19 protein-coding genes and 1 pseudogene are annotated in these 24,108 nt (G+C 60.1%); 8 read left to right on the top strand and 12 right to left on the bottom strand.

Annotated elements, in window-relative coordinates; genetic code table 11:
• Window positions 1–135: 135 nt before the first annotated feature.
• The 3 genes from F2P67_RS01155 to F2P67_RS01145 are packed head-to-tail and all read right to left on the bottom strand — an operon-like array spanning window position 136 to window position 1,513.
• The gene (locus tag F2P67_RS01155; RefSeq protein WP_166216335.1) at window positions 136–345 is read right to left on the bottom strand and encodes a DUF1289 domain-containing protein; all 210 of its coding nucleotides are present in this window, start codon (window positions 343–345) and stop codon (window positions 136–138) included.
• Window positions 342–866, bottom strand: a complete 525-nt coding sequence (locus tag F2P67_RS01150) for a gamma carbonic anhydrase family protein (protein WP_034154816.1) — start codon at window positions 864–866, stop codon at window positions 342–344. Before F2P67_RS01150 ends, F2P67_RS01155 begins: the two co-directional genes overlap by 4 nt.
• A 47-nt stretch (window positions 867–913) precedes the next feature.
• Complete coding sequence (locus F2P67_RS01145; RefSeq protein ID WP_166216332.1) at window positions 914–1,513, bottom strand: CoA pyrophosphatase; 600 nt, start codon at window positions 1,511–1,513, stop codon at window positions 914–916.
• Window positions 1,514–1,659: 146 nt separating this feature from the next.
• Here F2P67_RS01145 and F2P67_RS01140 point away from each other — a divergent pair, with 146 nt between their 5' ends.
• The 7 genes from F2P67_RS01140 to nagE all read left to right on the top strand — a co-directional run bounded on the left by F2P67_RS01140 (window position 1,660) and on the right by nagE (window position 10,335).
• A complete protein-coding gene (locus F2P67_RS01140) occupies window positions 1,660–2,211 on the top strand; it encodes an NUDIX hydrolase (RefSeq protein WP_166216329.1) in 552 nt (183 codons plus the stop codon).
• Between the two features lie 101 nt (window positions 2,212–2,312).
• Entirely contained in the window at window positions 2,313–2,828 is a 516-nt protein-coding gene (locus F2P67_RS01135; RefSeq protein ID WP_166216326.1) for a L,D-transpeptidase family protein, read from the top strand.
• Window positions 2,829–3,167: 339 nt separating this feature from the next.
• Entirely contained in the window at window positions 3,168–3,899 is a 732-nt protein-coding gene (locus F2P67_RS01130; RefSeq protein WP_425511008.1) for a GntR family transcriptional regulator, read from the top strand.
• A gap of 39 nt (window positions 3,900–3,938) precedes the next feature.
• Window positions 3,939–5,045: an N-acetylglucosamine-6-phosphate deacetylase gene (gene nagA / locus F2P67_RS01125; RefSeq protein WP_166216320.1), complete on the top strand. Its 1,107-nt coding sequence runs from the start codon at window positions 3,939–3,941 to the stop codon at window positions 5,043–5,045.
• Window positions 5,026–6,048: an SIS domain-containing protein gene (locus F2P67_RS01120; RefSeq protein ID WP_166216317.1), complete on the top strand. Its 1,023-nt coding sequence runs from the start codon at window positions 5,026–5,028 to the stop codon at window positions 6,046–6,048. The genes nagA and F2P67_RS01120 overlap by 20 nt, the downstream gene beginning before the upstream one ends.
• Before the next feature lie 34 nt (window positions 6,049–6,082).
• The gene (ptsP, locus tag F2P67_RS01115; protein WP_166216314.1) at window positions 6,083–8,596 is read left to right on the top strand and encodes a phosphoenolpyruvate--protein phosphotransferase; all 2,514 of its coding nucleotides are present in this window, start codon (window positions 6,083–6,085) and stop codon (window positions 8,594–8,596) included.
• Window positions 8,597–8,619: 23 nt separating this feature from the next.
• Window positions 8,620–10,335 carry an N-acetylglucosamine-specific PTS transporter subunit IIBC gene (gene nagE / locus F2P67_RS01110; RefSeq protein WP_166216311.1) on the top strand — a complete coding sequence of 572 codons (1,716 nt, stop codon included), beginning with the start codon at window positions 8,620–8,622 and terminating at the stop codon, window positions 10,333–10,335.
• Between the two features lie 190 nt (window positions 10,336–10,525).
• Here nagE and F2P67_RS01105 read toward each other — a convergent pair.
• From F2P67_RS01105 to purL, 3 genes and pseudogenes are all read right to left on the bottom strand, one after another.
• Window positions 10,526–10,887 (bottom strand): annotated as a pseudogene (locus F2P67_RS01105) (DUF6124 family protein).
• A gap of 953 nt (window positions 10,888–11,840) precedes the next feature.
• Entirely contained in the window at window positions 11,841–12,152 is a 312-nt protein-coding gene (locus tag F2P67_RS01100; protein ID WP_166216307.1) for a YqfO family protein, read from the bottom strand.
• A 5-nt stretch (window positions 12,153–12,157) separates the two neighbouring features.
• Window positions 12,158–16,054 (bottom strand): phosphoribosylformylglycinamidine synthase, encoded by a 3,897-nt coding sequence (gene purL / locus F2P67_RS01095; RefSeq protein WP_166216304.1) that lies wholly within the window; start codon window positions 16,052–16,054, stop codon window positions 12,158–12,160.
• Between the two features lie 285 nt (window positions 16,055–16,339).
• On the opposite strand from purL, the gene mltF reads away from it, so the two are divergent.
• Window positions 16,340–17,800, top strand: coding sequence for a membrane-bound lytic murein transglycosylase MltF (gene mltF, locus F2P67_RS01090; protein ID WP_166216301.1), 1,461 nt, complete (start codon window positions 16,340–16,342; stop codon window positions 17,798–17,800).
• Window positions 17,801–17,923: 123 nt separating this feature from the next.
• On the opposite strand, the gene pdxJ is transcribed toward mltF, so the two are convergent.
• The 6 genes from pdxJ to lepA form a co-directional block, all read right to left on the bottom strand.
• Window positions 17,924–18,667: a pyridoxine 5'-phosphate synthase gene (gene pdxJ, locus F2P67_RS01085; RefSeq protein ID WP_166216299.1), complete on the bottom strand. Its 744-nt coding sequence runs from the start codon at window positions 18,665–18,667 to the stop codon at window positions 17,924–17,926.
• Between the two features lie 39 nt (window positions 18,668–18,706).
• Window positions 18,707–19,396 (bottom strand): DNA repair protein RecO, encoded by a 690-nt coding sequence (gene recO, locus F2P67_RS01080; RefSeq protein ID WP_166216296.1) that lies wholly within the window; start codon window positions 19,394–19,396, stop codon window positions 18,707–18,709.
• Between the two features lie 168 nt (window positions 19,397–19,564).
• Window positions 19,565–20,467: a GTPase Era gene (gene era, locus F2P67_RS01075; protein WP_003221935.1), complete on the bottom strand. Its 903-nt coding sequence runs from the start codon at window positions 20,465–20,467 to the stop codon at window positions 19,565–19,567.
• Window positions 20,460–21,149, bottom strand: coding sequence for a ribonuclease III (gene rnc / locus F2P67_RS01070; protein WP_024011703.1), 690 nt, complete (start codon window positions 21,147–21,149; stop codon window positions 20,460–20,462). Before rnc ends, era begins: the two co-directional genes overlap by 8 nt.
• A gap of 182 nt (window positions 21,150–21,331) precedes the next feature.
• Window positions 21,332–22,186 (bottom strand): signal peptidase I, encoded by an 855-nt coding sequence (gene lepB, locus F2P67_RS01065; RefSeq protein WP_166216293.1) that lies wholly within the window; start codon window positions 22,184–22,186, stop codon window positions 21,332–21,334.
• Between the two features lie 9 nt (window positions 22,187–22,195).
• The gene (gene lepA, locus F2P67_RS01060; protein WP_085608162.1) at window positions 22,196–23,992 is read right to left on the bottom strand and encodes a translation elongation factor 4; all 1,797 of its coding nucleotides are present in this window, start codon (window positions 23,990–23,992) and stop codon (window positions 22,196–22,198) included.
• Window positions 23,993–24,108: the final 116 nt, after the last annotated feature.

The raw sequence follows: 24,108 nt of genomic DNA, 5'->3' as shown, positions 1-24,108 counted from the left end.
GAAAGGGAGCCGATCGGGGGCTTTTCAAAAATTGAGTTCGTCTCAATAGTTCAGGTCGATGTAGCTCGAACTATCAACCCGGTCAGTCTCCTCTCCCTCTGGGAGAGGGCTAGGGTGAGGGCAATCTGAAGTCGATCACGGTTTCGCAGGAATCATCCACACCAACCCACTCGCCTTCGCCCGCTCATGACACAACCCCAGCACCACCCGGCGCTCGTCATTGGTCATGCGGCCCCAGCGGGTGATTTCTTCAACCGAACGCTGGCAGCCAGTACAGATGTCATCCTCATCCAGCGCACAAATATTCACGCACGGCGAGGCAACAGGTCTTTCGGGTGTGTTCATTCTTCCTGCTCAACCAGATCACGGGCATAACGCTGCGAGTTATGCACATAGTGGGCGGCACTGGCTTCAAGCATTTTCTTTTGCGGCTCGGTCAGCTCGCGCACGACTTTGCCCGGCGAGCCCATGACCAGCGAACCGTCAGGAATTTCCTTGCCTTCGCCTATCAGCGAATTGGCGCCGATGATGCAGTTCTTGCCGATTTTCGCGCCGTTGAGAATCACCGCGTTAATGCCGATCAGGCTGTAATCACCAACGGTGCACCCGTGCAGCATCGCGTTATGACCAATGGTCACGCCGGTGCCGATGGTCAGCGGAAAGCCCATGTCGGTGTGCATCACCGTGCCATCCTGCACATTGCTGTTCTTGCCGATCAGGATCAATTCGTTATCGCCACGCAGCACGGCGTTGAACCAGACGTTGGCACCCTCTTCCAGTTTGACCTTGCCCACCAGCACGGCATTGGGGGCGACCCAGCTCTGCGGGTGGGTCTCGACACGGGCGTCGCCCAAGCGGTATTTCATCTTGTTTCCCTCAGGGCTCACGGTGATTGACCATTCGAACGATGGCTTCAGGTGTTGATAAAGCTTTTCGGTGGCTGATGCAGACTGATTTTCGCGTCGTACAGCAGGTTGATCAACTCGACGATCATGATCGCCGTCAGCCCCCAGATCTTGAACTCACCGTAGCGATAACTCGGCACATACCAACTGCGCCCCTGATAGTCGATGCGGTGGGTGTGTTCGCGGGGATCCTTGCGGAAGAATTCGAGGGGGACGCTGAACACGGCGGCGATTTCCGCGTCGTTGGCCTGGTACTCGACAAAGTCGGGAATCACCCCGACATAAGGCGTGACCTTGATGCCATGCAGAGAGATCAACGGGCTGAGCGGGCCGATCACTTCGACCAGTCCGGGCGGCAGGCCGATTTCTTCCTCGGCCTCACGCAGAGCGGTGAAGATCAGATCGGGGTCTTCGGGATCCCGACGTCCGCCGGGGAAAGCGACCTCGCCGCCGTGGGTCGAGAGACCGCTGGCGCGCAGGGTCAGCACAAGTTCTGGCTCGTCACTGCGGGTGATCGGCACCAGAACGGCGGCCTCGGGGAAACGTTTGTCGGTCTCCAGCGTGCGCGGTGTGTGGTTGCTTACCCGATGCAGTAGCTCGTCCAGCATGAGTGTTCTCGATCTGTGCCTTACCCTGCATCATGCACCAATCATTGCGACCGCCCAAGCCCCTCGCCGGAGCATGTCGCGAAACGACAACTTGCCGACCGGCACCGCCGCACGCCAAGATAGGCGCAGCATTCAGGAACCCCAGCATGAAATTTTGCAGCCAGTGCGGCAACCCGGTGACCCAGCGCATTCCCGAAGGCGATTCGCGGCTGCGATTTGTCTGTGACCGCTGTCAGACCATTCACTATCAGAACCCCAATATCGTCGCCGGATGCGTGCCGACCTGGGGCACTAAAGTGCTGCTCTGCCGCCGTGCCATCGAGCCGCGTCTCGGTTACTGGACGCTGCCCGCCGGTTTCATGGAAAACGGCGAGACCATCGAGCAGGCCGCCATCCGCGAAACCGCCGAAGAAGCCTGCGCCCGTGTGCGCAACCTGAGCATCTATACGCTGATCGACGTACCGCACATCAGTCAGGTGCATGTGTTCTTCCGCGCCGAGCTGGTCGACCTGGATTTTGCCGCCGGCCCCGAAAGCCTCGAAGTGCAATTATTCGACGAAGCCGACATCCCTTGGGACGAGCTGGCTTTCCGCACGGTGGGCCGTACCTTAGAATGTTTCTTCGCTGACCGGCGTAGCGAGGTCTACCCGGTTCGCTCCGAATCGATTCCACCGCTCGCTCAGCCAGCCATCACTTAATCTCGTCGCCGCCCGGCCGATACACCAGGCGCGGGCTGCAACAGCGTCTGCACAACCTCTATAAATAAAGTATCGGCTTCAATTCCTGGGGAATCGTTTCAATGCGCTGGTTGCTTGCCCTGTTCTGCCTGTCGTTCGTTTCGGTATCGCAAGCGTCATTCGTGACCACCGTGACGCCCTCCAACACGCCTCTGATCGAAAAAGTGCTGGTGCTCAAATCAGCTCATCAACTGCAGTTGATCGCCGACGGCAAGCCACTCAAGACTTATCGTATTTCTCTGGGCAAAGGCGCGAAGAAAGGCCCCAAACTGATTGAAGGCGACAAGCGCACACCGGAAGGTTTCTATTGGATCGACTGGCGCAAGACCAGCGACAAATTCAACCTGTCGATGCACATCTCCTACCCGAACATCGCCGATTCCGCGCGCGCCCGACGTGAAGGCGTCGAACCTGGCGGGATGATCATGATCCACGGCACACCGGACTCGGAAGAAACCCCGGAAGACCTGTTCCACACGCTGGACTGGACCGATGGCTGTGTCGCCATGCGTAACGTCGACATGCGCGAAGTGTGGAATATGGTACCGGACGGCACGATGGTCGAGATCCGCCCTTAGCCTGACCGAAACCTGTGGCGAGGGAGCTTGCTCCCTCGCCACAGATGTGGCCAACCACCGCTACCTTTGGTCGCTCTCGAAAAAATAAATCAAAAGATCGCAGCCTGCGACAGCGCCTACCTGAGTGATACCACTCTCGACCGTAGGAGCTGCCGCAGGCTGCGATCTTTTGCTTTTTATAGCCAACCGCCAATACCACTTAAGACCACACCCTTCATGACCCGCCATTTCATCGGGTAATCAGCCATTTCCCTGCGTTGACATGGTATTCAAGTGGTATTAATTTTCGCCCCACAAGCGAGCCACAACAATCCTATACTCGCGCCGGAAATGACCTACATGAACGACCTCCACGCCCTACGTCCAGATGACTCCCAGCCGACGCCGCTGTACCTGCAACTGGCGCGCAATCTGGAATCGGCGATTCATGCCGGGCAGTGGAAAGCCGAGCAGGCGATGCCGTCGGAGCGCAATCTCAGCGAGCAACTGGGCATCTCCCGGGTCACCGCCCGCAAAGCGCTGGAGGTCTTGCTCGATCAAGGCCTGATCCGTCGTCTGCAAGGTTCCGGCACATTCATCACGCCACGCCTGGAACAACCGCTGTCACGCCTCTCGGGCTTCAGTGAGATGCTCCGCCTCAAGGGTTTTGTGCCCAGCTCGCAGTGGCTGGAACGCGAAGTCACACTGCCAACCCACGAAGAATTGATCCGCCTCAGCCTGTCGCCGAACGACAAGGTCGCGCGCATGAAACGCCTGCGCAAGGCCGACGACACCGTGATGGCCATCGAGATGAGCACCCTGCCCGCCTCGATCATGCCCAAGCCACAACTGGTCGGCGATTCGCTCTACGAATACCTCGACGGCATCGGCAAACCGATTGTCCGCGCCCTCCAGCACATTCAGGCGATCAATGCCTCGGACGAGTTCGCCGCACTGGTCGGCATCGCCCCCGGCACCGCCATGCTACTGATGACTCGGGTCGGCTACCTGGAAGACAACACGCCGATCGAAGTCACCGACACCTATTGCCGCAACGACTACTACGACTTTGTTGCAGAGCTGCGTAGATAAAGAGCTGCGCCGCTAAAACGGCCCAAAGCGAGAACCGAAATGTCAGAAGACAACATCCTCACCGCCAGCGGCTGGATTCGCGGCCGGCTGGTCCACGAACACGGCAAAGTCGTGTCGATCGAAGGCGTGCCGTGCGATCCGGCGGACAATGACCTGCCCTATCTGCTGCCAGGCTTCATTGACCTGCACGTCCATGGCGGTGGCGGCAAAGACATCATGGAAGGCGCCAGCGCTTTCGAGACCATCACCAAAACCCACGTGCGTTTCGGCACCACCTCGCTGCTGGCCACCACCATGACCGCGCCGAGCGCCGAGATTTCCAGCGTATTGAAGGACGTCGGAATTTTCTGCGAGCAGCGTCCGAAAGGTGCCGCGCGAGTGCTCGGCGTACACCTCGAAGGGCCGTACATCAATCCCGGCAAACTCGGCGCACAACCGAACTTTGCCCACACCGCGTTGATGGCCGAAGTCGAAGACTATCTGGCACTCGCGCCGATCCGGGTAATCACCATCGCCCCGGAAATCGCCGGCCATGACAGTTTGATTCGTGAACTCAGCAGCCGTGGCATCCGCATGCAGATCGGCCATACCCTCGGCAGTTACGAGGAAGGCGTCGCCGCCCTCGATGCCGGCGCCACCAGTTTCACTCACCTGTACAACGCCATGAGCCCACTGCATCACCGCGAACCGGGCATCGTCGGCGCGGCACTGGCCCACGCCAAATTTGCCGAGCTGATCCCGGACTTGCTGCATGTGCATCCCGGCGCGATCCGCGTGGCCCTGCGCTCGATCCCGTGCCTGTACTGCGTCACCGATTCGACCGCCGCCGCCGGCATGCCCGACGGTGAATACAAGCTCGGCAGCCACACCGTGACCAAATGCCTGGGCGGCGTGCGCCTGCCCGACGGCACTCTGGCCGGCAGCACCCTGACCATGGATCAGGCTCTGCGCAATCTGGTGAAGATCGGCTTGCCGATTGCCGAAGCCTCGCAACGTCTTTCGCAATTCCCCGCCGACTACCTCGGCATCAACGAACGCGGGCGCCTTGAACCGGGTGCCTGGGCCGACTGCGTGCGGCTGGATCGCTCACTCACACTGACCGCCGTCATGGTCGAAGGAGAAGACATTGACTTCAAAAATGCTTGAAGAGGCGCTGTCCTCGTTCGAGGCCGTACAAGCCCAACTGCAACAACTCGACCCGCAAATGATCGAGATCGCCGGGCGCCTGCGCCGTCAGCCACCGCAAGTGGCGATGACTGTTGCACGCGGCAGTTCCGACCACGCGGCGAGCTACTTCGCCTACCTGACCATGCAGCAACTGGGTGTGCCGGTGGCGTCGTTGCCGATGTCGGTGGTGACCATGCAGCAAGCGCCGTTGAAGGTCAGCGGTCAGGTCGCGTTCGCCTTTTCGCAGTCGGGTCAGAGCCCGGATCTGGTCAACAGCCTGCGTCTGTTGCGCAAACGCGGCGCACTGAGCGTGTCGATGGTCAACGCCGCCGACTCACCATTGGAAGCTGCCTGCGAGTTCAGCGTGCCGCTGCTCGCCGGTACTGAAAGCAGTGTCGCCGCAACCAAAAGTTTCATTGCCACCCTCAGCGCCAGCGCCCGTTTGATCGCGCACTGGAAAGAGGACAACGAACTGTTGGAAGCACACAACGCCTTGCCCGACGGTCTGCGCGAAGCGGCAAAACAGGACTGGAGCGTGGCCATCGAAGCGCTGCGCGACTGCGAACGCCTGATGGTCATCGGTCGTGGCGCCGGTTTTGCCATTGCTCAGGAAGCGGCGCTGAAGTTCAAGGAAACCTCGGCCATTCAGGCTGAAGCGTTCAGCAGCGCCGAAGTCCGTCACGGCCCGATGGCGCTGATCGACGAACACTATCCCCTGCTGGTGTTCGCTCCACGCGGCGCGGAACAGGCCGGCCTGTTGAGCCTCGCGGCAGAAATGCGTCAACGCGGCGCCCGTGTGTTGCTGGCAGCACCGGATGATGTCAGCGAACGCGACCTGACCCTGACCCGCGCCGAACACCCGGCCCTCGATCCGATTCTGGCAATCCAGAGCTTCTACGTGATGGCCGCCGGTTTAGCCGTGGCCCGAGGCATGGACCCGGATCAGCCGCGCCACCTGAGCAAAGTTACGCGTACGCACTAAGCCCGAATGACTGCACACCTGATGAGACCGAGCCATGCACAACAACAATAAAGAGCTGACCCTCAGCGCCCCGCTCAGCGGCCCGGTGCTCACGCTCGCCAAAGTCCCGGACGCAGTGTTCGCCAGCGGCGCGATGGGTGACGGCATTGCCATCGACCCGATCAACGACACCCTGTATTCGCCGTGTTCCGGCGTGATCATCCACGTCGCGCGCACCGGCCATGCACTGACCGTACGCGCCGACAACGGCGCGGAAATCCTCTTGCACCTGGGCCTCGACACGGTTGAGTTGAACGGCGAAGGCTTCTCGATGCTGGTCAAGGAAGGCGTGCGGGTGAGCAAAGGCCAGCCGCTGTTGCGCTACGACCTGGACAAGGTCGGCCGGCAGTGCAAAAGCCTGGTCAGTCTGTTGATCCTGACCAACAGTCAGGATTTTCAGGTACGGCCGATCACCCTCAAAGCGGTGAAAGTCGGTGAGCCGTTGCTGCACATTGTTGCGCGCAATGGCTCGGCGGCGAATGCTGAAGAGGTCGGCGGGCCTGAGGTTCACGGGCATGTGCTGGTGGCTCATCGCGGCGGGTTGCATGCGCGCCCCGCCGCATTGATTCGACAGACCGCGCAGGGCTTCAAGAGCCAGTCGCAACTGCACTTCGCCGGTAAATCGGCGCCGTGCAACAGTCTGATCGGTTTGATGGGCCTGGCGATTGCTGAGCAGGATGAAGTGCAAGTCAGCTGCCAGGGTTCGGACGCCGAAGCCGCACTGCAAGCATTGATCGCGGCGCTGGCCACAGCCTTGCCGGACGATCATCACGCTGCGGCGCCCGTCAGTGCTGCACCGCTGAAGCGCCCGGCCGAAGCGGGTGTGTTGCACGGTGTATGCGCGGCGCCCGGATTGGTCGGTGGGCAGCTGTTTCGTTTGAACGCAATCAGCTTGCCGGCCGACACGGGCAGTCATGATCCGCTGGCGCAACAGCAGGTGCTTGAAAGCGCGCTGAATCAGGTGCGCGGCGAAATTGAAGGCACCCTCGCTCAAGCGAAAAAACAGCGCAATGCCGACGAGGAAGCGATCTTCGCCGCGCACCTGGCACTGCTGGAAGACCCGGCCCTGCTCGATGCCGCGCAACAATCCATCGCGCAAGGCACGGCGGCGCCCCATGCCTGGAGTCAGTCGATCGACGTGCAGTGCGAAGTGCTCCAGCACACCGGCAGCGCGTTGCTGGCTGAACGCGCCAACGACTTGCGCGACCTCAAGCAACGGGTACTGCGCGCCCTGCTCGGCGAAGACTGGCATTACGACGTGCCGGCCGGCGCCATCGTCGCCGCGCATGAACTGACGCCTTCGGATCTGCTGCAACTGAGCGCCCAAGGTGTTGCCGGGTTGTGCATGGCTGAGGGTGGCGCAACTTCGCACGTAGCGATTCTGGCCCGTGGCAAAGGTCTGCCGTGCATGGTTGCGCTAGGTGCTGCGTTGCTCGATCAGCCGCAAGGCCAAGCCGTGGTGCTTGATGCCGATGGTGGACGCCTCGAACTGGCACCGAATGCCGAACGTCTGGCTGAAGTTCAGCAAGCACAAATCGACCGCCAGCAACGTCGCGATGCCCAGCAAGCCAAAGCGCATCTGCCCGCCGAAACACGCAATGGCGTAGCCATCGAAGTAGTCGCCAACGTTGCCTCAAGCAGCGAGGCGGCGGACGCCTTTGCCAACGGCGCCGACGGCGTCGGTCTTTTGCGCACCGAGTTTCTGTTCGTGGATCGCCAGACCGCGCCGGATGTCGAAGAACAGCGCAGTGCCTATCAGGCCGTGATCGATGCAATGGGCAATAAATCGGTGATCATCCGCACCATCGACGTCGGTGGCGACAAGCAACTCCACTATCTGCCGCTGCCCGCCGAAGCCAACCCGGTGCTCGGCCTGCGCGGCATTCGTCTGGCCCAGGCCCGGCCGGAAATCCTCGACCAGCAACTGCGTGCGCTGCTGCAAGTCAGCCCGTTGCAGCGCTGCCGGATCCTGTTGCCGATGGTCACCGAAGTCGACGAGTTGCTGCACATCCGTCAGCGCATCGATGCCTTGTGCCTTGAACTGAACATCACTCAGCGCCCGGAAATCGGCGTGATGATCGAAGTCCCGGCCGCCGCGCTGCAAGCCGAGCAACTGGCCGAACACGCCGACTTCCTGTCCATCGGCACCAACGACCTGTCGCAATACACCTTGGCCATGGATCGCGATCACGCTGGCCTCGCCGCCCGCGTCGATGCCCTGCACCCGGCACTGCTACGCCTGATCGCCATGACTTGCGAAGGCGCAGCGGTGCACAAGCGCTGGGTCGGCGTCTGCGGCGCCCTCGCCTCGGATCCGCTGGCGACGCCGGTATTGATCGGTCTGGGCGTGACCGAACTGTCGGTCAGCCCGGTGCAGATCGGTGAAATCAAGGATCGCGTGCGCCAGTTACACGAAGCCGAATGCCAACGCCTCGCCCTTGACCTGCTCAAGCTGAGCAGCGCCTCTGCGGTGCGTCATGCCTGTCATCAACACTGGCCTCTGCGCTAACAAAAACAACAAGGACAAACGCCATGTACCAACTCTTTATCGAAGGCCTGCAACGCCTCGGCCGTGCGCTGATGCTGCCGATCGCGATCCTGCCGATTGCCGGCCTGCTGCTGCGTCTGGGTGACACCGACCTGCTGAACATTGCGATCATTCACGACGCCGGCCAAGTGATCTTCGCCAACCTGGCAATGATCTTCGCCATCGGCATCGCGGTCGGCTTCGCCAAGGACAACAACGGCACCGCCGGCCTAGCCGGGGTGATCGGTTATCTGGTGATGATCTCCACACTGAAGGTGCTCGACGCGAGCATCAACATGGGCATGCTCGCCGGGATCGTCAGTGGCCTGATGGCCGGTGCGCTGTACAACCGCTTCAAGGACATCAAGTTGCCGGAGTATCTGGCATTCTTCGGCGGCCGGCGTTTCGTCCCGATCGTCACCGGTTTCGCAGCGGTGGGTCTGGGCGTGGTCTTCGGCTACATCTGGCCGCCGATCCAGCACGGCATCAACAGCTTCGGCGCACTGATGATGGAAAGCGGCAGCCTTGGCGCCTTCGTCTTCGGCGTGTTCAACCGCCTGCTGATCGTCACCGGCCTGCACCACATCCTCAACAACATGGCGTGGTTCGTGTTCGGCAACTTCACTGATCCAACCACAGGTGCACTGGTGACTGGCGATCTGTCGCGCTACTTCGCCGGTGATCCGAAGGGCGGCCAGTTCATGACCGGCATGTTCCCGATGATGATCTTCGGCCTGCCAGCCGCCTGCCTGGCGATGTACCGCAACGCCCTGCCAGAACGCCGTAAAGTCATGGGCGGTATTTTCCTGTCGATGGCACTGACCTCGTTTTTGACGGGGGTAACCGAACCCATCGAATTCGCCTTCATGTTTTTGGCGCCACTGTTGTATCTGCTGCATGCGTTGCTGACCGGGTTGTCGATGGCGATTACCAACATGCTGAACATCCATTTGGGCTTTACCTTCTCCGGCGGCTTCATCGATATGGTGCTCGGCTGGGGCAAGTCCACCAACGGCTGGCTGGTGATCCCGGTGGGGTTGGCTTATGCGGTCATTTATTACGCGGTGTTCGACTTCTGCATTCGTCGCTTCAATCTGAAGACGCCGGGGCGCGAGGATGTGGCTGTTAGTGAAAAAGCCGTACTCACTGAAAACGAACGCGCGAGCGCTTACATCAAGGCACTCGGTGGTGCAGAGAATCTGCTGACTGTCGGAGCGTGCACAACGCGTCTACGTCTGGAAATGGTCGATCGCAATAAGGCCTCGGATGCTGACCTGAAAGCACTCGGCGCCATGGCGGTTGTACGCCCGGGCAAGGGCGGCAGTTTGCAGGTCGTCGTTGGGCCGATGGCCGACAGCATTGCCGATGAGATTCGCTTGGCGATGCCGGCATTGGGGCGTGCGCTGGTAGCTGCGTCAGCGGTGGTGATCGATGAACCGAAAGCGGTTGTGGTCGCTGGTTCCGAAGCTCAGCAATGGTTGAATGCGCTGGGTGGTGGCGACAACGTGCTGCAACTGGACTGCATTGCGATGAGCCGGATTCGCTTGCTGCTGTCAGATGGCAAGGCGCTGTCGGAGAGCCAGTTGAAAGAGCTGGGATGCCAGGGTGTCAGCCAGTTGGAAGGTGGGGTCTGGCATCTGCTGGTTGGGGATAAAGCTGCGAGTTTGAGCGGGGCGCTCGAAGCGCTGGTCAATCGCAGTGAGGTCAGTGCCAAGGTTTGAATCTTCAGTGTCCGGGCGAGCCTCTTCGCGAGCAAGCCCGCTCCCACAGTTTGGATTCAGCACAGTCTGTAAGAAGTGGGTTGGCGCGACAGGCGTCATCGCTGACAAGTCAGCTCCCCCCTTTGAAATGCAATCCCCCTGTGGGAGCGGGCTTGCTCGCGAAGAACGATGACGCGGTGAGCCTGATGAATCAGGTTTGTGGGTCGACCCGATCCAGTGCTCGGTTTACCGGGAGTTCGGCGAGCATGATGATTTGCTGGATGGCCAGTGCCGTGCTGCGTTGCAAGCCGCCTAGCTCGGTTGCGAAGTTGCTGGCCATGGCATTTGCTGAGGCCAACGATTCACAGGCGTGGGCGAGCAGGCTTTCGGTGTCGACGCTGGGGGGACGAGGAACATCGTGCTCGGTTGTCGGGGTTTGGCGGGTTCGGGGCTGAGGTAGAAATCGAGGGCGCGTTTGATGGCTTCGCGGTTTTTTGCCAAGTCTTCGGCGCGGATGGCGGCTTCGACTGGGGTGGTGGTTTCGGGGGGTGGATCTGGTGTTAGCTTGTCCAAAATTCAACTCCTGCTACTGCAAGTGAGGATGCCATCGTTCGCCGGATCTCACGCGGCGAAGAGGTGGCAGCTATGTGCAGGGTGAGATCCACCGGAGCAGGCAACCGGCCAGACCGAAGTCTGCCCGCACACAGCCGCCATAAAACAGGCAGCATCGAGCTGGCGCCAATTATCGTGGTGTTGGCGCTAGTTGCAAGCATTCCGGGGATCTCACGCCCGATCGCTGAATTGGCAGCGACAGACAAAGCCTAGAGAGCGGGCGTCCGACGGACAACCTGAAAACATTGTGGGAAGGTTCTGCTACTTCTACACATATCTAAACAGACCAAAGCAAACCCTCACCCTAGCCCTCTCCCAGAGGGAGAGGGGACTGATCGAGGTGTTTGGTGGAAATACGCCGACGTGAAATACCGAGTCGAATTCAAATCTTGAAAAGCCCGCCAATCGGCGCCCTCTCCCTCGGGAGAGGGCCGGGCGGGCGGCGTTCCGATGAGGGGCGAATCCACCACAAAACCAAAGTCGAACGCGCAGTGCTCCTCACCACTCAACAGGATGAGCGCAAGCTCGGCTGCGGCTTTTGATCTTGATCCACCGGCCCCGTCGGCAGGCTGAGTGGAGGGATTCATCCGGGGGTGGGAGCGCAGCGACCGTTTGGCGCAGCCAAATGCATCGAGAGGAGGTGCAGCGCAGCAAACCGGAGGCGATGCGCCCGGATGAATTCCGGAGCGAAGGAACCCCGAGCTTTAGCGAGTGGGCCGAACGTTGGGGCAAGCGTTTTTTTGCTTACTTTTTTTAGGCGTTTGTAAAAAAAGTGAGTCGCCGTAAGGGCGAAACCCTAAGTAGCCGTGACCGCAGAAATGGATATGCGCCCAGTCAACCAGAACATCGCAGGCAACAAAAAACCCGCCGACAATCACTCATCTGCGGGTTTCCCGTTTCAGCAGCAAGAAAGATCAGAAATCTTCCAGCCGCCACACCTCATAAGCCGGCGTTTCATAGGGATGGCTCAACATGAGCGCCGCCACAACAGCAACGATCAACTCATCCGCCACCACAAGCTCAACCTTCCATTCCTCAACCCGCTCAACCTGCCCCGCCTCACCAATGAACGGCTGACTGCCGTCCAACGGTCGAAACTGGCCCAGACCAAGCACCTGCCACGCACAGTGGTCATAGTCACCGATTCGCCCGCCACCGGCAGCGAAAACAGCGGCCTTGACCACCTCGACATGACTGTCAGGAACAAAAAACGCGAGCTTGTACACGACGCTTAGTTCACCCACACACGCGCATTACGGAACATACGCATCCAAGGTGCGTCTTCGTTCCAGTCTTCCGAACGCCACGAGTTCTGCACGGCACGGAACACACGCTCCGGGTGCGGCATCATGATAGTCACACGGCCATCACGGCTGGTGAGACCGGTAATCCCGCGCGGCGAACCGTTCGGGTTGGCCGGATAACGCTCGGTGACCTTGCCATGGTTGTCGACGAAACGCATCGCCACGCAACCCGACAGATCGGCTTCCAGCAGTGCTTCTTCGCTGGAGAACTCGGCGTGACCTTCACCGTGAGCGATGGCGATCGGCATACGCGAACCGGCCATGCCCTGCAGGAAGATCGAGTTCGACTCCTGGATCTGCACCATCGCCACGCGCGCTTCGAACTGCTCGGAGCGGTTACGCACGAAGTGCGGCCAGAACTCGCTGCCCGGGATCAGTTCGTGCAGGTTGGACATCATCTGGCAACCGTTGCACACACCGAGGGTGAAGCTGTCGTTACGTTCGAAGAAGCCCTGGAACGCATCGCGGGCACGGCTGTTGAACAGTGCGGACTTGGCCCAGCCTTCACCGGCACCGAGAACGTCGCCGTAGGAGAAGCCACCGCAGGCCACCAGACCCTTGAACTCGTTCAGGTCGACACGGCCGGCGAGAATGTCGCTCATGTGCACGTCGATCGCGTTGAAGCCGGCGCGGTCGAACGCGGCGGCCATTTCGACCTGACCGTTGACGCCCTGCTCACGCAGCACGGCAACCTGTGGGCGGATGCCTTTCTTGATGTAAGGCGCGGCGATGTCCTGGTTGACGTCGTAGCTGAGCTTGACGCTGAGGCCCGGGTTGTCTTCTTCCAGCAGCACGTCGAACTCTTGCTCGGCGCAGTCAGCGTTGTCGCGCAGACGCTGGATCTGGTAGCTGGTTTCAGCCCAGGTACGCTGCAGCAGACGCCGCTGGCCTTCGAACACGGTGTCACCGTTGAAGGTGATGTTGATCTGGCCATTGTTGATCGGCTGACCGATCACAGAGACGCAGTCGCCCAGACCGGCCGCGCTGAATTGCGCGAGGATGTCTGGCGTGGCGTCCTGACGAACCTGGATAACCGCACCCAGTTCTTCGTTGAACAGGATCGCAGCGATTTCGGCCGAGGACTCGGCAACGCTGTCGAGGTTCAGGCTCAGACCGCAGTGGCCGGCGAAGGCCATTTCCACTACGGAAGTCAGCAGACCACCGTCGGAACGGTCGTGGTAAGCCAGGAGATGACCGTCGGCGTTGAGGCCCTGGATCACGGCGAAGAATGCTTTCAGGTCTTCGGCGTCATCGACGTCCGGCGCGTGTTTGCCGAGTTTGCCGTGGACTTGAGCAAGGATCGAAGCGCCCATGCGATTCTGACCGCGACCGAGGTCGATCAGGATCAGGTCGGTGGTGCCCTTGTCCATGCGCAGTTCCGGGGTCAGGGTCTGACGGATGTCAGCCACTGGCGCGAAACCGGTCACGATCAGCGACATCGGCGAGGTTACGGTTTTTTCTTCGCCGTTGTCGTTCCAACGGGTGGCCATGGACATCGAGTCCTTGCCCACCGGAATGGTGATACCCAGCTCAGGGCACAGTTCCATACCAACCGCTTTCACGGTGTCGTACAGACGCGCATCTTCGCCCGGGTGTCCGGCAGCCGACATCCAGTTCGCCGACAGTTTGATGTCGGAGATCTTGTTGATGCGCGAAGCGGCAATGTTGGTCAGGGTTTCGCCGATGGCCATGCGGCCCGACGCTGGAGCGTCCAGCAGTGCCAGCGGAGTACGCTCGCCCATTGCCATCGCTTCACCGGTGTAGACGTCGAAACTGGTGGCGGTGACGGCGACGTCGGCCACCGGAACCTGCCATGGGCCGACCATCTGGTCACGGGCCACGAGGCCGGTGATGGTGCGGTCGCCGATGGTGATCAGGAAGCTCTTGCTTGCCACAGCCGGGTGATGCAGAACGCGTTCGATGGACTCGCTGATGTCGAGGTTCGACGGATCGAAGTCATCGCCCAGTTCGGCTTCACGGGTTACCGAACGGTGCATGCGCGGAGCTTTGCCCAGCAACACTTCCAGTGGCATGTCCACCGGGTTGTTGCCGAAGTGGCTGTCAGTCACGGTCAGTTGCGGTTCGGCAGTGGCTTCACCGACGACGGCAAACGGGCAACGCTCACGTTCACAGATGGCCTTGAAGCGCTCGAAGTCGGCCGGGCCGACCGCCAGAACGTAACGTTCCTGCGATTCGTTGGACCAGATTTCGTGCGGGGCCATGCCCGGCTCGTCGTTTGGAATGTTGCGCAGTTCGAAACGGCCACCGCGGTCGCCGTCGTTGACCAGTTCCGGGAAGGCGTTGGACAGACCGCCCGCACCCACGTCGTGGATGAAGCTGATCGGGTTCTTGTCACCCAGTTGCCAGCAACGGTCGATGACTTCCTGGCAGCGACGCTCCATTTCAGGGTTTTCACGCTGAACCGATGCGAAGTCCAGATCCGCCGAGCTGGTGCCGGTGGCCATGGAGGAAGCGGCGCCGCCGCCCAGACCGATCAGCATCGCCGGGCCGCCGAGGACGATCAGCTTGGAGCCGACGACGATCTCGCCTTTCTTGACGTGTTCTTCACGGATGTTGCCCATGCCGCCAGCCAGCATGATCGGCTTGTGGTAACCGCGAACTTCGTCACCGTGCGGAGTGGTGATCGATTGCTCGAAGGTACGGAAGTAACCGGTCAGGGCCGGACGGCCGAATTCGTTGTTGAACGCAGCGCCGCCGAGCGGGCCTTCGATCATGATGTCCAGCGCGGTAACGATGCGCTCAGGCTTGCCGTACGGCACTTCCCACGGCTGTTCGAAGCCCGGAATCTGCAGGTTCGACACGGTGAAACCAGTCAGGCCAGCCTTCGGCTTGGCACCACGACCGGTTGCGCCTTCGTCGCGGATCTCGCCACCGGAACCGGTCGATGCGCCCGGGAACGGGGCAATCGCGGTCGGGTGGTTGTGGGTTTCGACCTTCATCAGAATGTGCACCGGCTCCTGCACCGCGCCGTACTGACGGGTTTCCGGATCCGGGAAGAAGCGGCCGGCGACGTTGCCGACGATCACCGAAGCGTTGTCCTTATAAGCGGACAGCACGCCTTCGCTGTGCATCTGATAGGTGTTCTTGATCATGCCGAACAGGCTTTTTTCCTGGCTCTCGCCGTCAATATCCCAACTGGCGTTGAAGATCTTGTGGCGGCAGTGCTCGGAGTTGGCCTGGGCGAACATCATCAGTTCGATGTCGTGCGGGTTGCGCTTGAGACCGTTGAAGGCGTTGACCAGGTAATCGATCTCGTCTTCGGCCAAGGCCAGACCCAGCTCGGTGTTGGCCTTTTCCAGCGCAGCGCGACCGCCGCCGAGGATGTCGATGGCGGTCAGCGGCTTCGGTTCGGCGTGGCTGAACAGGCCGGCGGCCTGTTCGAGGTTGGCCAGAACGATCTGGGTCATGCGGTCGTGCAGGACATCGGCAATCTGCTGGGCTTCGGCTTCGCTGAACTGACCGGCCACGTAGAACGCGATACCGCGTTCCAGACGCTGGATCTTGCTCAGACCGCAGTTGCGGGCGATGTCGCTGGCCTTGCTCGACCATGGCGAGATGGTGCCGAAACGCGGCAACACCAGAAACAGACGGCCGGTCGGCTCTTGTACCGGAACGCTTGGGCCGTACTTCAGAAGGCGCGCAAGCACCTGCTGTTCGTCGCCGGTCAGGACGCCGGTGACTTCGGCGAAGTGAGCGAATTCAGCATACAGGCCACTGACAGCTGGAACCTTCTGGCTCAGTTGCTCAAGGAGTTTGCTGTGGCGAAAGGCAGAAAGGGCAGGAGCGCCGCGCAGGATCAACATCTTCGGGACAGCCTCGGGAAGGGGTGTGCTTTGAGGCCGTGCATTCTAGCCTAAACCGCCCTCAACATCACCCGAAACGCTACGCACGGTTGCACTCGCACCTCAAAGTGTGTTTCTGATTTTCAAGTCAAATTCAGGCACGCTTTCAAGAAGGCTTATTTTTACTGTAACAAATTGCCCTCAAGCCCCGTTCCTGCGGGGTTTGTGCAGGATTTGTGATCTCTAGCAGACAAGCCCGTCGCTGTCGAGATATGGCGCCCGTGGCCGTTTGCGTATACTGCGCAAATGTTTTTCCCAACGGCTTTGCGTCCGCGGTACGCCAAATGGCTGATCGCAACCGGACTCTTCCTGATGCTCGGTGGCTGTGTTGATAAACCCAACACACTCGAGCGCGTAAAGGAGGATGGCGTGCTGCGGGTGATTACCCGAAACAGCCCCGCCACCTACTTTCAGGATCGCAGCGGTGAAACCGGCTTCGAATACGAGCTGGTGAAGCGCTTCGCCGACGATTTGGGGGTCGAGCTGAAAATCGAGACCGCCGACAACCTCGACGATCTTTTCAGTCAGATCGGCAAACCGAACGGCCCGGTACTCGCTGCAGCCGGCCTGGTCAGCAGCGAAGAGCGCAAGAAGCAGGTGCGCTTCTCCCACTCCTACCTTGAAGTCACTCCACAGATCATTTATCGCAACGGCCAGTCAAGGCCTACGGATCCCGGTGATCTGGTCGGCAAGAAGATCATGGTGCTAAAGGGCAGCACCCACGCCGAACAACTGGCGGAACTGAAACAGAAATATCCCGGCATCGAATACGAAGAATCCGACGCCGTCGAGGTAGTCGACCTGCTGCGTATGGTCGATGAAGGTCAGATCGACCTGACGCTGGTCGACTCCAACGAAGTGGCGATGAATCAGGTGTACTTCACCAATATTCGCGTGGCGTTCGACCTTGGCGACGCGCGCAGCCAGAGCTGGGCTGTGGCGCCAGGCGAAGACAACAGCCTGCTCAACGAGATCAACGCGTATCTGGACAAGGTGCAGAAGAATGGCACCTTGCAGCGCCTGAAAGATCGCTATTACGGACATGTCGATGTCCTCGGTTACATGGGCGCAACCACGTTTGCCCAGCACTTGCAGCAGCGCCTGCCCAAGTACGAACAGCACTTCAAGAACTACGCCAAGAAAGAGAAAGTCGACTGGCGCCTGCTGGCGGCCATCGGTTATCAGGAATCGCTGTGGCAACCGGCGGTGACGTCGAAAACCGGCGTGCGCGGCTTGATGATGCTGACTCAGAACACCGCTCAGGCCATGGGCGTGTCCAATCGTCTCGATCCGAAACAAAGCATCATGGGCGGCGCCAAGTACCTGGCGTATATGAAGGATCAGCTCGACGACTCGATCAAGGAGCCAGACCGGACATGGTTTGCCCTGGCGGCGTACAACGTCGGCAGCGGCCATCTGGATGACGCGCGCAAACTGACGGCCAAGGAAGGGTTGAACCCGGACAAATGGCTGGATGTGAAGAAGATCCTGCCGCGCCTGTCGCAGAAGCAGTGGTATAGCAAGACTCGCTACGGCTACGCCCGCGGCGGCGAGCCTGTGCACTTTGTGGCCAACATCCGTCGCTACTACGACATCCTGACGTGGGTCACGCAGCCGCAGCTTGAAGGTGATCAGGTGGCTGAAGGCAACCTGCATGTGCCCGGTATCGACAAGTCGAAACCGGCGCAAGAACCTGCCCCGCTCTAACCAACACCGAACCCATGTGGGAGCGGGCTTGCTCGCGAATGCGTCGTATCAGTCGACATAATCTTTGACTGACACACCGCTTTCGCGAGCAAGCCCGCTCCCACCGTTGTTATGCGGTGACCATTAATGCCTGGCAGCGGCCAGAATCAACGCTTTCATCTCGGACACTGCAGACTTGAAGCCCACGAACAACGCATGCGCAACCAGCGCATGGCCGATGTTCAGTTCGTTGATGCCCTTGATCGCCGCCACTGCCTCAACGTTGTGATAGTGCAGGCCATGACCGGCATTGACGATCAGCCCCTGCGCCAGACCAAACGCCACACCGTCCGCAACACGTTTCAATTCTTCTGCCACTTCGGTCGGGGTTTCGGCATCGGCATAACGCCCGGTGTGCAGCTCGATCGCCGGCGCACCGACGCGCTTCGACGCGGCAATCTGACGCTCATCGGCATCGATGAACAGCGACACTTCGCTGCCGATCTTCGACAGTCGCTCAACCGCAGCCCGGATGCGCTCTTCCTGTCCCGCCACGTCCAGACCGCCTTCAGTGGTCAGTTCCTGACGGGTTTCCGGCACCAGACAAATGTGCGCCGGACGGATGCGTTCAGCGAACGCCATCATCTCTTCGGTGACGCCCATTTCGAAGTTCATGCGGGTCTGCAGCACATCCTTGAGCAGCAATACATCGCGCTCTTGAATGTGCCGGCGGTCTTCGCGCAGGTGCACGGTGATGCCATCGGCGCCCGCCTCTTCCGCGTCCAGCGCTGCCTTGACCGGATCCGGGTAGCGCGTGCCCCGAGCCTGACGCAGGGTGGCGACGTGGTCGATATTCACGCCAAGAAGAATGCGATTGCTGGTAGTCACGGATGCGCTCCTGAAGGGAAAGATTCGGCGCACAGCATATCAGGGCTTGCGAAATAGCTCGCGGCTGACGAGGGGACGGCCACCGAGATGAACGGCCAGTGCCTGACGCATCAGACGCTTGGCCGCCGACAGTGCGCCGGTAGCGGTCCAGTCGGCTTCGGCCATGGCCAGCAGTTCGGTGCCGTTGAACAGACCCGGCTGCAACAGAAACACCCGTTCAAGCCCGGCGTCCACTTGCAGGCGATAGAGACCGTCCGGCACGACCGGTTCGCTGTGGATATCGGTGTTCAGGGAGAAGCCGTAACCGAGATCGTCCAGCAAGCGCCATTCGAACGAGCGCAACAACGGCTCCAGTGGCCTGCCTTCAGCCAGCGCAAGCAACGTTGCAGCGTAATGATCGAACACCGCCGGGTGCGGGTCTTCAGCGGGGAGCAAGCGGATCAGCAGTTCATTGAGGTAGAGCCCGCTGAACAGCGCTTCGCCGACCATCCAGGTGGCGTTGCCGGCACTTTCCATGCGCCCGACATTCTTCAGCTCACCCTTGCCACGAAACTCTACTTCCAGCGGCACGAACGGTCGCGCCAATGTCCCGGCCTTGCCCCGCGCACTGCGCAACACCGCCCGCAGCCGCCCTTGCGGCGTGAGGAAATCCACCAACGCGCTACTTTCGCGGTAGGCGCGCGAATGCAGGACGTATGCGGGTTGCGCGGGAGGTGGGGTTTGCGACATGGAGTTCTCGATGAAGAAACGCAGATTGACTCACAACCCGAAACTACTGTGGGAGCGGGCTTGCTCGCGAAAGCGGTGAATCAGCCGGAATATCTGTCGACTGACACTGCGTATTCGCGAGCAAGCCCGCTCCCACAGGGGGTTCTCTGGTGTAACAGAAAACCGGTGTTACAGGTCGCCGTAACCCAGCGAACGCAATGCACGCTCGTCATCGGACCAACCGCCCTTCACCTTGACCCACAGGTTGAGCATGATCTTGGAGTCGAACAGCAGCTCCATGTCCTTGCGCGCTTCGGTGCCGATGCGTTTGATGCGCTCGCCCTTGTCGCCGATGATGATTTTTTTCTGGCCGTCACGCTCGACGAGGATCAGCGCATGGATATGCAAGGTCTTGCCCTGCTGCTTGAACTCTTCGATTTCGACGGTGATCTGGTAGGGCAGCTCGGCGCCCATCTGGCGCATGATTTTCTCGCGCACCAGTTCGGCGGCGAGGAAACGGCTGCTGCGGTCAGTGATCTGGTCTTCGGGGAAGAAGTGGTCGTTCTCCGGCAGATGATCGGCAATGACCTTTTCCAGCGCGTCGAGGTTGTGCCCGTGCTGCGCCGAAATCGGGATGATCTGCGCGTTAGGCAGTTGTTCCTGCAGCCAGCTCAGGTGCGGCATCAGCTCGGCTTTGTCTTCGATGCGGTCGGTCTTGTTCAGCGCAACGATCAGTGGCCCGGTCACGTACTGCACGCGTTCCAGCACCATCTGGTCTTCTTCGGTCCACTTGGTGCGGTCAACCACGAAGATCACCACGTCGACGTCTTTCAACGCTGCCGAAGCGGTCTTGTTCATGTAACGGTTCAGGGCCTTTTCGCCACCCTTGTGCATGCCGGGGGTGTCGACATAGATCGCCTGCACATCACCTTCGGTTTTGATCCCGAGCATGTTGTGACGGGTGGTCTGCGGCTTGCGCGAAGTGATCGCCAGCTTCTGGCCGAGGATGTGGTTCAGCAGCGTCGACTTACCGACGTTGGGACGGCCGACGATGGCAACGTAGCCACAGCGAGTTGCGTTTGTATCAGTCATTGCCATTCTCCACGCCCAGGGCAATCAGTGCTGCGGCGGCCGCTACCTGTTCGGCAATACGACGGCTCACACCCTGACCCCGGCTTTTTTCATTCAGTAAGACAACTTCGCACTCGACGAAGAAGGTTCGGCAGTGCGGCTCGCCCTGGATATCCACCACTTCGTAGCGTGGCAGTTCGCAACCGCGCGATTGCAGGTGTTCCTGCAGACGGGTTTTCGGATCCTTGTTGGTATCGACCAGCGTCAGGCCTTCGAACTCGCCGGCCAGCCAGGCCAGTACGCGCTCGCGGGCGACGTCCATGCCGGCGTCGAGGTAAATCGCGCCGATCAACGCTTCGAGCGCGTCGGCCAGAATCGATTCGCGACGGAAACCGCCACTCTTCAACTCGCCGGAACCCAGTCGCAGGTAATCGCCAAGGTCAAAACCGCGAGCCAGTACGGCCAGCGTCTCACCTTTCACCAGGCGCGCGCGCAAACGCGACAACTGGCCTTCGCGGGCCAACGGGAAGCGATCGAACAGCGCCTCGCCGGCGACGAAGTTGAGGATGGCATCGCCAAGGAATTCCAGGCGTTCGTTGTTGCGCCCGGCAAAACTGCGGTGCGTGAGGGCCAGCAGCATCAGCTCCTGGTCCTTGAAGGTGTAACCGAGCTGGCGCTCGAGACGGCTTAGAGAAACGCTCACGGTTTACCCACGCTGAGTTCGTGGCTGGATTCCACCGCCATCGCCGGGATACGGCGCAGGCCTGGGACAATTAACGCTGTGTTCAAAAATTACATCCTGAATATCGTGGCTTCATGCCCCGGAGCCGATTGTGGCGACTCCAGAAATGCATTCGGCGCTGTGGTCAACAGCGCCGTGTTTGATTACTTGATCAGGCCAACCCGCGAGAAATTCGGCAGGTGACTGAGTTTCGGTTCCGGCCAGCTCATCCAGACCGCAAAGGCCTTGCCGACGATATTCCGGTCGGGAACCATGCCCAGCAGATCCTTGGGAATGTTCGGATCATCCCAGTAGCGACTGTCGTTCGAGTTGTCGCGGTTGTCGCCCATCATGAAATAGTGCCCGGCCGGCACGGTCCACGAGTGGTCCGGCGTGGCGCGGTAGCGGCTCATTTCCTTGCGGATCAAGTGTTCGGCGGCGCCAAGTTTTTCCTTGTAGAGCTCGGCACTGCCCAGCGTACCCGGCTCGGAACCGACCATTTGCTCGGCAATCGATTCGCCATTGACGAACAGACGCTTGTCAGCGGTGTAACGCACCGTGTCGCCCGGCAGGCCAACCACACGCTTGATGTAGTTGACATTCGGATCGCTCGGGTAGCGGAACACCATCACATCACCACGCTGCGGATCACCGACTTCGATAATTTTCTTGTCGATCACCGGCAGGCGGATCCCGTAAGAAAACTTGTTCACCAGAATGAAGTCGCCGACGTCCAGAGTCGGTTTCATCGAACCGGAAGGAATCTGGAACGGTTCCACCAGGAACGAACGCAGCACCAGCACTATGAACAACACCGGGAAGAACGACTTGCCGTACTCGACCAGCAGCGGCTCTTTGTTCAGTTTCTCGACCACCACGACATCAGGCTGGCTGACACTGCCTTGATAAGAGGCAATGGCAGCACGCCGACGCGGCGCCAGGAACAGCAGATCGAGCAACGCCAACAGGCCGCAGACGAACACGGCGATGACCAGCAACAGCGGGAAATTTAGTGACATAGGACCTGACTATTCCAACCTGAGCACAGCAAGGAAGGCTTCTTGTGGAATTTCCACGTTGCCGACCTGCTTCATGCGTTTCTTACCGGCCTTCTGCTTCTCCAGCAGTTTCTTCTTACGGCTGACGTCACCACCGTAGCATTTGGCCAATACGTTCTTTCTGAGAGCCTTGACGGTTGTCCGCGCAACAATCTGACCGCCGATGGCAGCCTGAATGGCCACGTCGAACATCTGACGAGGAATCAGTTCTTTCATCTTCTCGGTCAACTGGCGACCTTTGAAGTGCGAGTTGTCACGGTGCACGATCAACGCCAGGGCATCGACCTTGTCGCCGTTGATCAGCACGTCCAGTTTCACCAGATTAGCCGATTGGTAACGATCGAAATGGTAATCCAGCGAAGCATAGCCGCGGCTGGTGGATTTGAGACGGTCGAAGAAGTCCAGCACCACTTCGTTCATCGGCAAGTCGTAGGTCACTTGCACCTGATTGCCGAGGAACAGCATGTCAACTTGAACGCCACGCTTCTCGATGCACAGAGTGATGACGTTACCCAGGTGTTCTTGCGGTACGAGGATGTTGGCGCGCACGATCGGCTCGCGCATGTCTTCGATGGCAGACACGTCAGGCAGCTTCGACGGGTTGTCGACGTAAATTGTTTCACCGGTTTTCAGCACCAGCTCAAAGATTACCGTCGGCGCCGTGGTGATCAGATCCAGGTCGTACTCGCGCTCCAGGCGCTCCTGGATGATCTCCATGTGCAGCATGCCGAGGAAGCCGCAACGGAAGCCGAAGCCCAGTGCGTCGGAGCTTTCCGGGGTGTACTGCAGCGACGAGTCGTTGAGGGTCAGCTTTTGCAGCGCTTCGCGGAAATCTTCGAAGTCGTCGGAGCTGACCGGGAACAGACCGGCGTAAACCTGTGGCTGAATGCGTTTGAAACCCGGCAGTACCGGAACATCCGGCGTGGAGCTCAGGGTCAGGGTGTCACCGACTGGCGCACCATGAATGTCCTTGATGCTGGCAATGATGAAGCCCACTTCGCCGGCCTTCAGGTCTGCGGTAGCGGTGTGTTTCGGGTTGAATACGCCGACGCTGTCGACCAGGTGTACCTTGCCGGTGGACTTGACGAGGATCTTGTCGCCCTTTTTCACGCGGCCATGACGCACGCGCACGAGGGAGACAACGCCCAGGTAGTTGTCGAACCAGGAGTCGATGATCAACGCTTGCAGCGGATCTTCGATGTTGCCGGTCGGCGCAGGAATGGTCGCGACCAGACGCTCGAGCACTTCGTCGACACCCAGGCCGGTCTTGGCGCTGCAGGTGACGGCGTCGGTGGCGTCGATGCCGATGATCTTCTCGATCTCGTCCTTGACGCGGTCCGGCTCGGCCTGCGGCAGGTCGATCTTGTTCAGCACCGGCATGACCTCAAGGCCCTGCTCGATGGCGGTGTAGCAGTTGGCTACGGACTGGGCTTCAACACCTTGACCGGCATCGACCACCAGCAAGGCACCTTCACACGCGGCCAGGGAACGGCTGACTTCGTAGGTGAAGTCGACGTGGCCCGGGGTGTCAATGAAGTTCAGCTGGTAGGTGACGCCATCTTTGGCTTTGTAATAGAGGGTAACGCTGTGGGCCTTGATGGTGATCCCGCGTTCGCGCTCCAGATCCATGGAATCCAGTACCTGGGCTTCCATTTCACGCTCGGCCAGGCCACCGCACATCTGGATGAAACGGTCAGCCAGCGTCGACTTGCCATGGTCAATGTGGGCGATGATGGAGAAATTGCGGATATGACTCAAATCACTCACGGATCAACACTCAAAAAGGCTGCAGGCTTGGCCCGCCGAAAAATAGCCGGGAATTGTACCTGATACACGGCGCAAGCGTCACGTTCGCCTGTCACCCGGATTGCATGCAAAAACGC

This window comes from Pseudomonas atagonensis, from assembly GCF_011369485.1.
GTDB lineage: Bacteria > Pseudomonadota > Gammaproteobacteria > Pseudomonadales > Pseudomonadaceae > Aquipseudomonas > Aquipseudomonas atagonensis.
This window is presented reverse-complemented; position numbering and strand designations above follow the sequence as displayed.

Bases quoted from the DNA above. Each gene is read 5' to 3' on its own strand.
- F2P67_RS01155 (WP_166216335.1), bottom strand. From the start codon at position 345: ATGAACACACCCGAAAGACCTGTTGCCTCGCCGTGCGTGAATATTTGT.
- F2P67_RS01150 (WP_034154816.1), bottom strand. From the start codon at position 866: ATGAAATACCGCTTGGGCGACGCCCGTGTCGAGACCCACCCGCAGAGC.
- F2P67_RS01145 (WP_166216332.1), bottom strand. From the start codon at position 1,513: ATGCTGGACGAGCTACTGCATCGGGTAAGCAACCACACACCGCGCACG.
- F2P67_RS01140 (WP_166216329.1), top strand. From the start codon at position 1,660: ATGAAATTTTGCAGCCAGTGCGGCAACCCGGTGACCCAGCGCATTCCC.
- F2P67_RS01135 (WP_166216326.1), top strand. From the start codon at position 2,313: ATGCGCTGGTTGCTTGCCCTGTTCTGCCTGTCGTTCGTTTCGGTATCG.
- F2P67_RS01130 (WP_425511008.1), top strand. From the start codon at position 3,168: ATGAACGACCTCCACGCCCTACGTCCAGATGACTCCCAGCCGACGCCG.
- nagA (WP_166216320.1), top strand. From the start codon at position 3,939: ATGTCAGAAGACAACATCCTCACCGCCAGCGGCTGGATTCGCGGCCGG.
- ptsP (WP_166216314.1), top strand. From the start codon at position 6,083: ATGCACAACAACAATAAAGAGCTGACCCTCAGCGCCCCGCTCAGCGGC.
- nagE (WP_166216311.1), top strand. From the start codon at position 8,620: ATGTACCAACTCTTTATCGAAGGCCTGCAACGCCTCGGCCGTGCGCTG.
- purL (WP_166216304.1), bottom strand. From the start codon at position 16,054: ATGTTGATCCTGCGCGGCGCTCCTGCCCTTTCTGCCTTTCGCCACAGC.
- mltF (WP_166216301.1), top strand. From the start codon at position 16,340: ATGTTTTTCCCAACGGCTTTGCGTCCGCGGTACGCCAAATGGCTGATC.
- recO (WP_166216296.1), bottom strand. From the start codon at position 19,396: ATGTCGCAAACCCCACCTCCCGCGCAACCCGCATACGTCCTGCATTCG.
- era (WP_003221935.1), bottom strand. From the start codon at position 20,467: ATGACTGATACAAACGCAACTCGCTGTGGCTACGTTGCCATCGTCGGC.
- lepB (WP_166216293.1), bottom strand. From the start codon at position 22,186: ATGTCACTAAATTTCCCGCTGTTGCTGGTCATCGCCGTGTTCGTCTGC.